The following is a 13,144-nucleotide window of genomic DNA, read 5'->3' on the forward strand; positions in this document are numbered from 1 at the left end:
CCCGGGGAATGCTGCGTACGGCTGTCTCCCACCGACACCGATCGTGATGACCGGACGGCCCAGGACCACTGACGCGAGGCCGGCCGCCTGTTCCCCCACATCTCGCCGCTCGCGTCACGGCTCGCGGACGCCTGGTGTCGTGGAGCAGCCGGCCGGGCACATCCGCGTCCTCGTGGACCGGGTTCACCTCGGCGTGCGGCGGAGCCTCACGGGATGAGCGGGGTGACGGCGCGGGCGTGCCGCCACATCCCGTGGAGCTGCTCGAAGGGGCGCTGCTGTTCGCCGTGCAGGGCGTTGAGGACCACGAGGCCTCCGGTGAGGGCCGGTACCGCCCACTGCACGCAGGCGAGGTGCCGCTGGGCCTTCTCCGTGTCGATGGGGTGCTGGGCGGCCTTCTCCGCGTCCCGCGGGTCCGGGGAGGCGGCCAGCTCGATCTTCTTGCCGAGGAAGCGTGCGTAGGCGGTCGCGGCCAGCGCCGCCGCGGTGACGACCGTCTTGGCGGTGGTGGAGGCGGCCACGCCCTTCTGCGTATTGACCCGGTGGGCGTTCACGGCGAGCAGTGCGCCGCCGCCGAAGAGGTGGGCGCCGATCGCGGCGGCGTTGACGGGTGTCCACTTCGCCCAGCCCGAGGAGGAGATCCGGGCCGCCTCCGTGTCCGTGGTGCCCTCGTCCTTGGCGGCCCCGTTGAGACCGACCGCCCCCATGAGCGAGCCGCCGAACCACGCTGCGAGGCCCAGGTCGTGCAGGCTGCGGACAAGGGTGTTGCGTCCGGACATGGCTGTGCTCCTTCGTGCGAGAGGCGTGTGGTGAGCCGACATGAGGTCGGGTGTGACTCCACCCTCGCCGCAGCCCGTTGCCCCCGCCATCACTGCTGACCCAGACGGGCCTGCGGCCGGAGCCGGAGCGCCGGCGCGGACGCGGGCGGCGGTAAGACTTCGAACGCGCAAGAGGCATAAAAGCTGATAAGGCGATCCATGTGTCAATTTCCGCTGACCAGTTACTCGTAAGGGAGAGGAACGGCCGATCGCGAGGCCATGGGGTGGCGAGCCGCCGCCCCGGTGAGCGGCCTCCCGGAGCTGACACAGAACAGCACTGCGGTGCCGAGGAGAGTGGCTGATGAGCGAGTCCGTGCAGGAAGGTGCCGGAAGGCTGCGGCAGACCGGTGAGACAGCCAGGACAGAGGCGTCCGCCACGGCCGATCAGGCCAGGCAGGCCGCGGGCCAGGTGGCGGAGACCGCCGCGGAGCAGGCCAGGGCCGTGGCCGGGCAGGCGCGGCAGCAGGCCGGTACGGTCATCGACGAGCTGCGGGGCCGCGCGATGAACGAGGCCGCTGAGCAGACGCGGCGCGCGACTCAGACGCTGCGCCAGTGGTCGGACGACGTCGCGGGCCTGGCCGAGAACGCCCCGGGCGACTCGCCCGCCCGCAGCCTCGCCACCCAGGTGGCCGGCAGGGGCCACCGGGTCGCCGACTACGTCCAGGAACATGGCATCGACGGCGTGGTCACCGACCTGCGCCACTTCGCCCGCAGGCGCCCGGGAGCCTTCCTGGGCGGCGCGCTGCTGGCCGGGGTGGCGGTCGGCCGGCTGGCCAGGGCGGCGGGCAGCGCCAAGCAGTCGCAACCCGAGCAGCGCACGAGCGGTGCCCCGCGATTCGACGCGGACGGCACACCGGCCACGCCGACGCTCCCGGCCGGCCCCGGTCCGGACGTCCCGCCGGTGCCGCCGTCACCCCCGGTCGTACCGGAGGCGACGGAGCCGTCCGGCACCCCGCAGGCTCCGCCGGTGCCGGTCGATCCGCCGCACCCCGGCGCGCCGGCGCGACCCTACCCGGAGGTGTGAGGTGTCGTCGGTCCCCCCGAGGCCCGCGGAGCACGGGCGGGACAGGTCGGTCGGTGAACTGCTCGCGGTGGTGACGTCCGACGTCCAGACCCTGTTCCGGCAGGAGATCGAGCTGGCCAAGACGGAGGTGCGGCAGGAGGCGGCGAAGGCGGGCAAGGCGGCGGGCATGTACGGCGGCGCCGGGTTCGGCGGCTACATGGTGCTGCTGTTCCTGTCACTGGCCGCCGTCCTCGGCCTGGCCAACGTGATGGACGGCGGCTGGGCCGCCCTGATCGTCGCCGCGGTGTGGGCCGTTGTCGCGGCCGTGCTCTACCAGCGGGGCCGCACGCAGATGCGAACCGTCGAGCCCAAGCCCGAGCGAACCGTCGAATCGTTGAAGGAGGATGCGCAATGGGCACGTCACCCGACCAAATAAGGGCTGAGATCGATGCGACCCGGGACCAGCTGTCCGCGGACGTGAACCAGCTCGCGGACCGGACCAGCCCGCGCCGGGTGGCCCGCCGCCAGACCGAGCGCGCCCGGGGCAGGTTCACGGGTCTGCGCGACCGGGTCATGGGGAGTGCCTCGCAGACCGCGCACGGGGTGACGAGCGGTGCCCAGTCGGCGGCCGGCTCTTTGCAGGAGGGCGCCGGACAGGCGACGGACGCGGTACGCGAAACGGCGGGGCAGGTCGGCGACGTGGTCGGCCGGGCCCCTGACGAGGTGATACGCCGCACGCAGGGAAGCCCGTTGGCCGCCGGACTGATCGCCTTCGGCGCCGGTGTGCTGCTGTCGTCGCTGCTGCCGGCCTCGAAGGCCGAGGAACGGGCGGCCGCCGGGCTGATGGAGAGCGGTGGTGAGGCGCTGGAGCCGCTGAAGCAGGCCGCTCTGGAGTCCGTGCAGCATGTGCAGGAAGACGCCAAGGAGGTCGCGCAGCGGGCCGCCGGGCAGGTCAGGGACACCGCCGCCGACGCCGCCCGCGCAACCCAGGAGGAGGCACGCGGCCAGGGCGAGCACCTGACGGCCCAGGCACGGGAGTCGGGGCAGCAGGTCACCGGCGAGGCCCGGGGCCGGTCGGCCGGCTGACGGCCCGGCCCTCTGCGGTGTCGCCGCGCGTATCCCGCAGCGGGCCGCCCGGGTGCTGGACCGGAATCGGGTCCGTTACCCGGGCGGCCGCGTGCCCGAGCCGGCCGCCCGGCGCCGCCGGGACGGGCCCGCGGCGCAGAAGGCGGTACCTGGCCGGCTGGCTGGTGAGCAACCCCCGGCGCACCCGTCCGCCTGGCTGGTGGGCCCCCGGGGCACCGGTTCGCCCGGCTGGTGGGCGCCCGCACGGCGTGCCCTGGCTCGAACCGGGGGAGCAGATGACCGCCGGGGACCTCGCCGCGGCCGAGACCGTGCAGCGGACGACGGTGGGACCCGGCGATGTGCTGTTCGTCCGGGTGGGGCACCGCCCGCGGCGCCGGACCTTCGGCGCCCGGGACGTGGCCGCGGCGCGGTCGGGACTGCGTCCGACGGCCATGGGATTCCCGGCCGGCGGCTGGTGGCCGCCCTGGGGTCGGACGGCACCAGCGACGCCGCGCCGAGTGACGTGGCCGAGGTCCCGTTCCCCTTGCAACCTGCCGGCCGTCAACGCCTTGGGGCTGCAACTGCTGGACCACCTGGGCTTCGAGGAACTGGTCCCGCTGTGCGAGCGGCAGGGTCGCCGGCACTGCCTGTGCGTGCTCGCCCCCTTGCGGCTCCCGAAGGCCACCGGTTCCCCGGTGAACCCGATCGTGATTCTCCGACCGGCGCGGCGCGGGGCCCGCTCCAGGTGCCGCACCACCGCGCTGCGCGTACGTTCGAAGAGGGAAGGCCGGCAACAACCGGGTGGAGGAGCAGGACATCGTGAGTTCCACCGAGGGCGCGGCGCAGGACGTGGTTCCCGCGCAACTGCTGAAGGGCCAGAAGGCACTGGTCACCGGGGCGAACTCCGGAATCGGCAAGGCCACCGCCATCGCTCTGGGCCGTGCCGGGGCAGACGTCGTGGTGAACTACGTGGCCGGCCGCGAGGAAGCGGAGAAGGTGGTCGAGGAGATCACCGCCCTCGGAGTCCGTGCGGACGCCTACGAGGCGGACGTGTCCGACGAGGACCAGGTCGTCGCCATGACGAACCGGATGGTCCAGGAGTTCGGCACCATCGACATCCTCGTCGCCAACGCGGGACTCCAGCGTGACGCGCCGGCCACGGAGATGACCCTCGCCCAGTGGCAGAAGGTCCTGGACGTCAATCTGACCGGCCAGTTCCTCTGCGCCCGGGAGGCGGCCAAGGAGTTCGTGCGCCGGGGCGTCGTCCCCGAGGTGTCGTGTGCGGCCGGGAAGATCATCTGTATGAGTTCGGTGCATCAGGTCATCCCCTGGGCCGGTCACGTCAACTACGCGGCTTCGAAGGGCGGCGTACAGATGATGATGCAGACGCTGGCCCAGGAACTCGCCCCGAAGCGGATCCGGGTGAACGCGGTGGCTCCCGGAGCCATCAAGACACCCATCAACCGCAGCGCCTGGGAGACCGCGGAGGCGCAAGCGGATCTCATGCGGCTGATCCCGTACAAGCGGATCGGCGAGGCCGACGACATCGCCCGCGCTGTCGTCGGCCTCGCATCCGACCTGATGGACTACGTCGTGGGAGCCACCCTGTACGTGGACGGCGGCATGACCCTCTTCCCCGGCTTCGCCACCGGCGGCTGACCCACCGCCCCCCGCCCTGGGCCCTCTTCCCGGAAGCCGCCCTCATCGCCATCTGCCTCGGCTGACCGTGAGGCGGGCCCGCACCGGTGGAGTAGTGCCCGGACCACCGCCGGTCCGGAGCCTCGTTCAGGGTGAGGGCGGCGTCGATGAGGGCGATATGAGTGAACGCCTGCGGGAAGTTGCCCAGTTGGCGCCCCCTCGGCCCTTGTCCGTGATCGGCTCGTAGATGGCGTCACGCTCGCTGCTCCGGCGGGCGGTAGCGGCCGGCCGTCCGTTCGACTCAGCGAGCCGCAGCGCGCGGTCGAACGCCACCCACGACATGACACGGCCGTACGTGACCTGCTGCCGGCCGCCATGGGGCTCCCACAAGCCCTCTTCCGGCTGGTCCCAGTTGTCGGCCAGCCGGTCGGGGTTGGTCAGCGACGCGCTCCAGGCGTGGTGCCCCACCTCGAAGCCCGCCTTCGTCGCCCGTCGGCCAGAAGCCCGGCTACTCGCCGCGCCCTCTCCCGGAACCGCCGACGACCCGGGCGGGGACGAACCGGTCAAGAGGGCGGCCCGCGGGTCCGCGGCCGGTGACGGGCGGACCGGTGGCCCCGGAGTGCCTGCCACCGGCGACGGTTGAGCCGCCGGGCACCCGGCAGGGACGGAGCCGCCGCTGCCGGGAGGCCGTACGGAACACCAACCCACCTGGTGAAGCCCGGTGTTGTGTGGCCCGTTCGACAGCGACCTTGCACGCCAGGGCACTGCTTCTGTTTCACAGTGCACTGATCGACTGCTGGGGCGCGGGAGCCGGTGCGACTCCTGCCAGGATCGACTCCGAGCAAGTGAGGACGCACCCCTCGGTACACGGGTCCGGCACGGACCCGGAGCGATCCGTCGATCGGCACGGCTCCTGGCGCTGACGATGCCCGGTTCTGCTCTTGCCGGGTGCGGTGCCGTGCTCTCGAGAAGGAGTCCCCATGCCTGATAACACAGATGATGCACGCTCGGTGCCGCGAGTCGTCATAGAGGCCGACGATCCGCTCACCCGTGACGGCACGGTCACCTTCCTGGCCGCGGACCAGCGCATCGCGCTGCTGACGGTGGACCGACTGGCCGAGGCCGACATCCTGGTGATGCTCACCGCGGTGGTCAGCGGCAAGACGCTCTCCGCGATGAGCCGTGCCAGTCAGACCACCGGCGGACGCATACGGATCGTGCTGGTCGCGGACCACATCTCGGAGCAGCAACTGGCCCTCGCGGTCAATCACGGCCTGGCGAGCTTCCTGGTGCGGCCGTTCACCAGCTTCAGCCAGATCGCCGTGGCGGCCGTCGAGGCGTACCAGGGCCGGTCGGCCGTGCCTCCGGTGCTGATGAACCTGCTGCTGGACCGGATGCGCACCATGCAGAAGAGCGAGTCGGCCACCGGACTGCTGCCCGTGGAGCTGGCGCAGCGCGAGGTCGACGTGCTCAGGCTCCTGGCCGAGGGACTGGACACGGTGGAGATCGCCGGCAAGCTCAGCTACTCCGAGCGCCTGATCAAGAGCGTCATCCAGACCGTGGTCAAACGGCTGGAACTGCGCAACCGGACCCACGCCGTCGCCTACGCCATCCGTATGGGCATCCTGTGACCACAGATGGCGAAAAGGGTACGCCGATTGTGCGAACGTGCATGATCCGGCTTCGCCGGTGTAACTGGTCCCGTGCTCTCCATAGGGTCGGGTCAGTAAGGCGTCCCGCCGTGGTCGCCCTCCCCTGAGGTGTGCAGCCGTACTCCGCAGCCTGTCGCCCGACGCCGGTCGGCAGTGTCGACGCGGGGCGGAACGACACCCGTCGGTCGCCGTTGATCGATCATCCCACCCGTCGACCGGGAAAGGCACGCAGATGAACCACCGTGAGACGGACACCGGCCGCCCCGACCGGACCGCCGGGATGCCGGCCGGGCAGGCGGTGTGGGAGACCGAACTCCCCTGGCAGCTGGCTCCGCTGGGCGAGGCGGGACAGAACGGATCAGCCTTCGCAGGGGACATCCCGCACCATGATCCCGCCGCACGGGACGCCGGCACAGCCGTCTCACCCGCCGTACCCGTCCCGTCGTCGACGGACGGCGCCGCCTCCGCACCGCTCGCGCCGATGACCGAGGCGCGGGGTCACGGCGCCGAGCCGGCCGTCCCCGGCGGGCGGCGCCGGCGGGACCGGAGCGATCGGGTGGGTTCCGGCGGACGGGGCGCCGAGGGGGACGGGCGCGCCGGTCTGCGCCTCGCTCTCGCCAAGCCGGTACTGGCCGGAGCGGGCGTGCTCAGCGCCCTGTTCCTGCTGGCGCCGGCCATGTTCGGCGAGGACGCGCACTCGCACACGTTCAAAGCGGGGGCGGGGGACACCGGCGAGGACTACGCGCCCGACGAGCAGTACCCGGCGGCCGGCAGCACCGTGAGTCCGCGGCCGGGAGCGTCCCGTACGCCCGAGGACGACCGTGCCGCGGCCGGCAAGCCCCACCGCATCGCGGAGGTGGCGGCGGCCTCGCCCACCAAGGAGACGCGGGTCGTCGAACCGATGTCGCAGAGCCACGCCCCGGTCCCGAGCAGGACGCCGCGGAGCAGCGGCACCCCGCGGACCAGCAGCACCCCGCGGCAGCAGCAACAGCCGTCGCAGCAGCACTGGACGACGACCGTGGTGAACGGCACCAGCGTGCTCGAACCCGGGCAGAGCTGGAGCACCAACCGGGTCATGCTGGCCTTCCAGGGCGACGGCAATCTGGTGCTCTACGACACGAAGGGCACCCCGCTGTGGTGGTCGGGCACCGTGGGGCAGGGCGCCAAGGCGGTCTTCCAGGCCGACGGCAACTTCGCGGTCTACACCCAGGACGGCGCTACCGCCTGGTCCTCCAGAACGGACGGCCACGACGGTGCCCAGCTGGTCCTCGGGGCCAACGGCAACGTCACCATCCGTTCGGGCGGTGCGGTGCTGTGGTCGTCGGGGACCGCCATGTGACTTCCGACCACCAGGGGCCGTCCCTCCTGGTCGTCCGTCCCGACCGCCTCCCCCGAGGTCGGGACGGACTCCCCCTTCCGTGTCGCCCGTCCCTCCCCGGAGCGGGCGACACGGAAGGGTTCTTCCTCCTGGCCGGCCCCGGGCGACGGCTCCCGGTGCCGACGCCGCCTGCCCGTTCCCCCGCACGAGGTCTCGCCGGCTGGAGATCCACCTGATGAACACCATCGTTGTCAAGCGCCCACCGCGAGCATCGGGACCCCAGACACCGGAAGGCCAGATCGAGCTGGCCCAGCCTCCGGTGCTCGGCGAACCGGCCATGGCCGACCTGGGTTCCGTCGTCGTCATGCTGCCCATGGGCATCGGCGCGGGGGCGATGGGGATGATGTTCGTCGTCGGCGGCTCCGCGACGACGTACATGATGTCGGGGATGATGGGCATCGCGATGATGTCCATGGGGCTCGGCCAGATCGGCCGGTCCGGCCTCGACCGCAAACGGCGGATGCGGGCGGAACGCCGCGACTACATGCGTTACCTGGCACAGCTGCGCGGCCAGGTCCGGGAGGCCGCCGCCGCACAGGTCACCGCCGCCGTGTACGACAACCCCCCGCCCCGGCAGCTGTGGTCGCTGGTCCGGGGACCCCGGGTATGGGAACGCCGGGCCGCCCACGACGACTTCGCCAAGGTCCGAATCGGACTCGGCACCCGGCGTGCCGCTCTCGAACTCGTCCCGCCGCAGACCAAACCCGTCGAGGACCTCGACCCGCTCACCGCCATCTCGCTGCGCCGCTTCACCGAGGCGTTCCAGACCGTGCCGGGCATGCCGATCCCCGTCGCCCTGCGCAGTTTCACCAGTGTGGAGTTCGCCGGGGACATCGACGACGCCCTGGACCTGGTGCGGGCCATGATCGGTCAGCTGGTCGCCCTGCACTCGCCCGACGAACTGCGCGTCGCCGTCCTCACCGACCCACGGGAGCGTGACACCTGGGAGTGGGTGAAGTGGCTGCCCCACAACGCCCATCCCCGGGAACAGGACCAGGCCGGCCCCCTGCGCCTGGTGGCCACCGACCACGGTGAGCTGATCACGCTGCTCGGCCCGGACGTCCTCGACCGGGGGGACCACGACCCCCAGGCGACCCCCGGCGCCGCCGAACCCTTCGTGGTGGTCGTCGCCCACCGCGCGCAGGTCCCGCCCGACTCGCGCCTGCTGGGCAACGGACTGCGCAACACCGTCCTGCTCGACCTCACGGGCGCCATGCCGGGTGGCCCCGCCGTCCTGCGGCTGACCGCGGAGAACGGCACCGTCTCCTTCCCGGTCGGCGACGACGCGCAGGCCCGGGCCGAGGCGGACGCCCTCAGCCCGGACGGAGCCGAGAACCTGGCCCGGCTGCTGGCACCCCTGCGCACCAGCGGCACCATCGACCTGACGGACAACCCGTTCGACTCGAACTTCGAACTCACCGCCCTGCTCGGGATCCGCGACCCGCGCGCCTTCGACGTGGCCGCCCAGTGGCGGCGTCGCACCGACCAGGCGGCGCGGCTGCGCGTGCCCATCGGGGTCACCGAGGAGGGCGAGGTCGTCGAACTCGACCTGAAGGAGTCCGCCCAGGCCGGTATGGGCCCGCACGGCATGCTGATCGGGGCCACGGGCTCCGGCAAGAGCGAACTGCTGCGCACCCTCGTCATCGGGCTCGCCGCCACCCACTCCTCCGAGATCCTGAACTTCGTCCTGGTCGACTTCAAGGGCGGCGCCACCTTCCTCAACACCGAACGGCTGCCGCACACCTCGGCCGTCATCACCAACCTCGCCGACGAACTGCCGCTGGTGGACCGCATGCAGGACTCCATCAACGGAGAACTGATACGCCGGCAGGAACTGCTACGGGCCAGCGGTTACGCCTCGCTGTACGAGTACGAGAAGGCCCGGCTGGCCGGCGCGCCCATCGCCCCGCTGCCCTCGCTGGTGGTCATCGTCGACGAGTTCTCCGAACTTCTCGCCAGCAAACCGGAGTTCGTCGAACTGTTCGTCACCATCGGCCGCGTCGGGCGCAGCCTCGGCGTCCATCTGCTGCTGGCCTCGCAGCGGCTGGACGAGGGCCGCATCCACCGCGTCGAGGGGCACCTGTCCTACCGCGTCGCGCTGCGCACCTTCTCCTCCATGGAGTCCCGCAGCGTCATCGGTGTCGCCGGGGCCTACGAGCTGCCCTCCACGCCCGGCAACGGCTACCTGCGGGTCGACACCACCAACCTGGTGCGCTTCAAGGCCGCCTACGTCTCCGGTCCCTGCCCGGAGGCACCCGTCACGGGGCCGGCGGCGGAGCCCACACCGGCGGGGCCCGGCGAACTCGTGGACTTCGGCCTGGACCAGCGGCTGCCGGTGCCCGGTGCGGACGAGCCGGCCGAGACACCCCCCGAGCCCGAGCCCGTCGCCCGGTCGGACAGCGACGAAAGCCTCCTGGACGTCCTCATCGAACGGCTCACGGACGCCGGCCCCCCCGCCCGGCAGGTCTGGCTGCCGCCGCTCGCCGAGCCGCCCAGCCTCGACCAGCTGCTGCCGGGCATCGTCCCCGACCCGGTGCGCGGCATGACCGCCGAATCCCCCGACCTGGGCAGCCTGCGCGCGCCGCTCGGCATGGTCGACCGGCCGCACGAGCAGATCCGCGAACTCCTCGTCGCCGACCTCTCCGGAGCCGGCGGGCACGTGGGCGTGGCCGGTGCCCCGCAGACCGGCAAGTCCGCGCTGCTGCGGACCCTGATGCTGTCGCTGGCGCTGACCCACACCCCCGAGGAGGTCCAGTTCTACTGCCTCGACCTCAGCGGCGGCGGCCTGGTCTCCACCGCAGGCCTCCCGCACGTCGGCTCGGTCGCCACCCGGCTGGAGCGCGACAAGGTGCTGCGCAGCGTCGAGGAGATCGCGCAGCTCCTGGAACGCCGCGAGCAGATCTTCACCGCGCGCGGTGTCGAGTCGATGGCGGCCTACCGCGCACTGCGGCGCGCCGGCGGCGTCGACGACCCCCACGGAGACGTCTTCCTGGTCGTGGACGGCTGGGGGACACTGCGCCAGGAGTACGAGGACCTCGACGAACGCATCACCTCCATCGCCTCGCGCGGCCTGTCCTTCGGCGTCCACGTCGTGGTGTCCGCGGTCCGCTGGTCGGAGATCCGCAACAAGCTGCGCGACCTGATCGGCACCAAGTTCGAGCTGCGGCTCGGCGACACGATCGAGTCCGAGGTCGGCTCCCGCCAGGCCGCGGGCGTTCCGCAGCAGCCCGGCCGCGGACTGACCTCCTCCGGCCACCACTTCCTGTCCGCGCTGCCCCGGCTGGACAGCTCATCGGCCACCGACGACCTCACCGCCGCCACCAAGATCGCCGCCGCCGAGATCGGCACCTTCTGGACCGGGCGCACCGCTCCGGGCGTACGGCTGCTGCCCAGCACCCTGCCCGTCGGACAACTGCCGCCGCCCGAAGGGGACCTGCGCGTCTGCCTGGGCTGGGACGAACAGCGGCTGCAGCCGGTCTGGCACGACTTCTCCGCCCATGCGAGCCTGCTCGTCCTGGGTGACGGCGAGACCGGCAAGACCAACGCCCTGCGCCTGGTCGCCCGGGCGATCACCACCCGCTACTCGCCCGACGAGGCCCGGATCCTGCTCGGCGACCCCGGACGCGGCCTCCTCGCCGACGTGCCCGAGGAATACCGTGCCGGGTACACCGTCGACGCCGACGGGCTGCGGGAACTCGCCAACAGCGTCGTGGCGACCATGACCAAGCGGCTGCCCGGTCCCGACGTCTCGCCCGAGCAACTGGCCCAACGCGACTGGTGGCAGGGCCCGCGCCTGTTCGTCCTGCTCGACGACTACGACCTGTTCGTCACCAGCAGCCTGGACAGCCCCACCACCCCGCTCGTCCCGCTGCTGGCCCAGGGAGCCCACATCGGCATGCACATGGTCATCGCGCGTTCCACGTCGAGCGCCATGCGCGCCATGATGGAACCGCTGCTGCGCCGGGTCTGGGAACTCGGCAATCCGGCCCTGGTGCTCTCCTACCCCAAGGAGGAGGGCAAGTTCATCGGCGAGGCCAAGCCGCGCACCCTCGTCCCCGGCCGCGCCCAGCTGGTCACCCGGCGCGACGTCCGGCTCGTCCAGACCGGTCTGGTGGGAGACGACTGACCCCCTCCGGCGGACCGGACCCCGCCGCCCCGCCACCGCCCAGGCCGCCCCACAGGAGTCCCACCCCCATGTCCCTTGCCAGCATCATGCCGGACCTCGACGGTACGGCCGTCTGCCGGATCACCGTCGTCGGACCCGGGAGCCGCGCCGACCTGGGAGTGCCCGCGACCGTCACCCTGGGCACGCTGCTGCCCGTACTCGCCGCGCGGCTCGCGCCCGACGGCACGCCCGCCGGCGGATACGTCCTGCAACGGCTGGGCGAGGAGCCGCTGGACCCCGACGACACCCCCGAGTCCGCGGGTCTGCGCGACGGCGACATCCTCCACCTGCGCCCGGTGGAGGAGGTCCTGCCGCCACTCGTCTTCGACGACGTCGCCGACGGCGTCGCCACGGTCGTCGCCACCCGCTCCGACCGCTGGCGGCCCCAGCTCACCCGGCGCCTCTTCCTCGTACTGGCCTGCCTCGCTCTGGGCGTGCTCGCCCTGTTCACCCTGGCGGCCGGGCCCGGCGGGGCCACCGCCGCGCAGTCGGGCGCCGTCGCCGTGGCCCTGCTCACCGGATGCCTGCTGGCGGCCCGGACCGGCACCGACACGGCCACGGTGCTGGTGACGGGGGTGGCGGGCTGGGCGTTCGCCGCGGCGGCCGGCCTGACCCCCTGGCGCGGCGCCGACGCCGTCCTGGCGCCCACCGCGCACGAACTCCTCGTCGGCGCCACCTGCGCGGCCGTGGCCGCCACCGTGCTGCTGCTCTCCGGCAAGGTGCCCGTCCAGGTGTTCGGCGCGCTGCTGACGGTGGCGGTGGCCGCCGAGGCCGGCTCCCTGCTCTGCCTCGACCTGGACTGGCCCGTGACCACCGCCTGTTCGGTGGTCGCCGTCACCCTCTTCGTGCTCAGCACCGTCGCGCCCCGGCTCTTCCTGCGCCTGGCCGGGCTGCGCGTGCCCCAGCTGCCGCGCAACGCGGACGAACTGCAGGAGGACATCGAGCCCGCCACGGAACCGGCCGTCGCGCGGCGGGTCGCCGCCGCCGATGCCCATCTCACGCTCTTCACCCTCGGCGCATGCGTGGTCTACGCACTGGATTTCGTGCTCCTGACCCGCCGCTCCGGCTGGTCCGACTGGCTGCTCGCCCTGACGCTCGCCGCCGCCGTGACCCTGCGCTCCCGCAGTGTCACCGAGATCTGGCAGCGCGTCTCGCTGGCTGTCGTCGGGACGCTCGGGCTGATCCTGGCCGTCGCCTGGCTGCTGGTGCCCGGCGGCCCCCAGACCCGGGCCGTACTGGCCGTGCTCCTGCTCGCGGCGGTGGCGGCGCTGCTCTCCGCCCGGCGCCTGTCGACCCTGCGGCTCCTGCCGATCTGGGGCCACACCGCCGACATCCTGGAGACGCTCACCGCCGTCGCCCTGATCCCCCTGCTCCTCCAAGTACTGCACGTCTACTGGTACTTCCGCACCCTGGCCGGCTGAGAGGACC

General features: G+C 72.6%; 10 protein-coding genes. 8 read left to right on the top strand and 2 right to left on the bottom strand.

Features of this window, described 5'->3' with window-relative positions; all coding sequences use genetic code 11:
• Positions 1-206 precede the first annotated feature (206 nt).
• Positions 207-776 (bottom strand): hypothetical protein, encoded by a 570-nt coding sequence (locus AB0F03_RS32395; RefSeq protein WP_361998578.1) that lies wholly within the window; start codon positions 774-776, stop codon positions 207-209.
• A gap of 340 nt (positions 777-1,116) precedes the next feature.
• Between AB0F03_RS32395 and AB0F03_RS32400 the strand changes: the two genes are divergently transcribed.
• The 4 genes from AB0F03_RS32400 (at position 1,117) to AB0F03_RS32415 (ending at position 4,542) form a co-directional block, all read left to right on the top strand.
• Entirely contained in the window at positions 1,117-1,839 is a 723-nt protein-coding gene (locus tag AB0F03_RS32400) for a hypothetical protein (RefSeq protein ID WP_361998581.1), read from the top strand.
• 1 nt (position 1,840) lies between these two features.
• Positions 1,841-2,254 (top strand): phage holin family protein, encoded by a 414-nt coding sequence (locus AB0F03_RS32405; protein ID WP_356826672.1) that lies wholly within the window; start codon positions 1,841-1,843, stop codon positions 2,252-2,254.
• Entirely contained in the window at positions 2,230-2,904 is a 675-nt protein-coding gene (locus tag AB0F03_RS32410) for a DUF3618 domain-containing protein (RefSeq protein WP_361998584.1), read from the top strand. The genes AB0F03_RS32405 and AB0F03_RS32410 overlap by 25 nt, the downstream gene beginning before the upstream one ends.
• A 798-nt stretch (positions 2,905-3,702) precedes the next feature.
• Complete coding sequence (locus AB0F03_RS32415; protein WP_361998587.1) at positions 3,703-4,542, top strand: SDR family oxidoreductase; 840 nt, start codon at positions 3,703-3,705, stop codon at positions 4,540-4,542.
• A 126-nt stretch (positions 4,543-4,668) separates the two neighbouring features.
• Here AB0F03_RS32415 and AB0F03_RS32420 read toward each other — a convergent pair whose 3' ends face one another.
• Entirely contained in the window at positions 4,669-5,526 is an 858-nt protein-coding gene (locus AB0F03_RS32420; RefSeq protein WP_361998590.1) for a glycoside hydrolase family 15 protein, read from the bottom strand.
• Between AB0F03_RS32420 and AB0F03_RS32425 the strand changes: the two genes are divergently transcribed.
• From AB0F03_RS32425 to eccD, 4 genes are all read left to right on the top strand, one after another.
• Positions 5,502-6,152: a response regulator transcription factor gene (locus AB0F03_RS32425; protein ID WP_361998593.1), complete on the top strand. Its 651-nt coding sequence runs from the start codon at positions 5,502-5,504 to the stop codon at positions 6,150-6,152. The genes AB0F03_RS32420 and AB0F03_RS32425 overlap by 25 nt on opposite strands.
• Positions 6,153-6,405: 253 nt before the next feature.
• Positions 6,406-7,512, top strand: coding sequence for a hypothetical protein (locus AB0F03_RS32430; RefSeq protein WP_361998595.1), 1,107 nt, complete (start codon positions 6,406-6,408; stop codon positions 7,510-7,512).
• Positions 7,513-7,726: 214 nt separating this feature from the next.
• On the top strand, positions 7,727-11,677 hold the full coding sequence (gene eccCa / locus AB0F03_RS32435) for a type VII secretion protein EccCa (RefSeq protein WP_361998597.1): 3,951 nt from the start codon (positions 7,727-7,729) through the stop codon (positions 11,675-11,677).
• 68 nt (positions 11,678-11,745) lie between these two features.
• A complete protein-coding gene (gene eccD / locus AB0F03_RS32440) occupies positions 11,746-13,137 on the top strand; it encodes a type VII secretion integral membrane protein EccD (protein ID WP_361998601.1) in 1,392 nt (463 codons plus the stop codon).
• Positions 13,138-13,144 lie beyond the last annotated feature (7 nt).

Source organism: Streptomyces sp. NPDC028722, assembly GCF_040637655.1.
Taxonomy (GTDB): Bacteria; Actinomycetota; Actinomycetes; order Streptomycetales; family Streptomycetaceae; genus Streptomyces.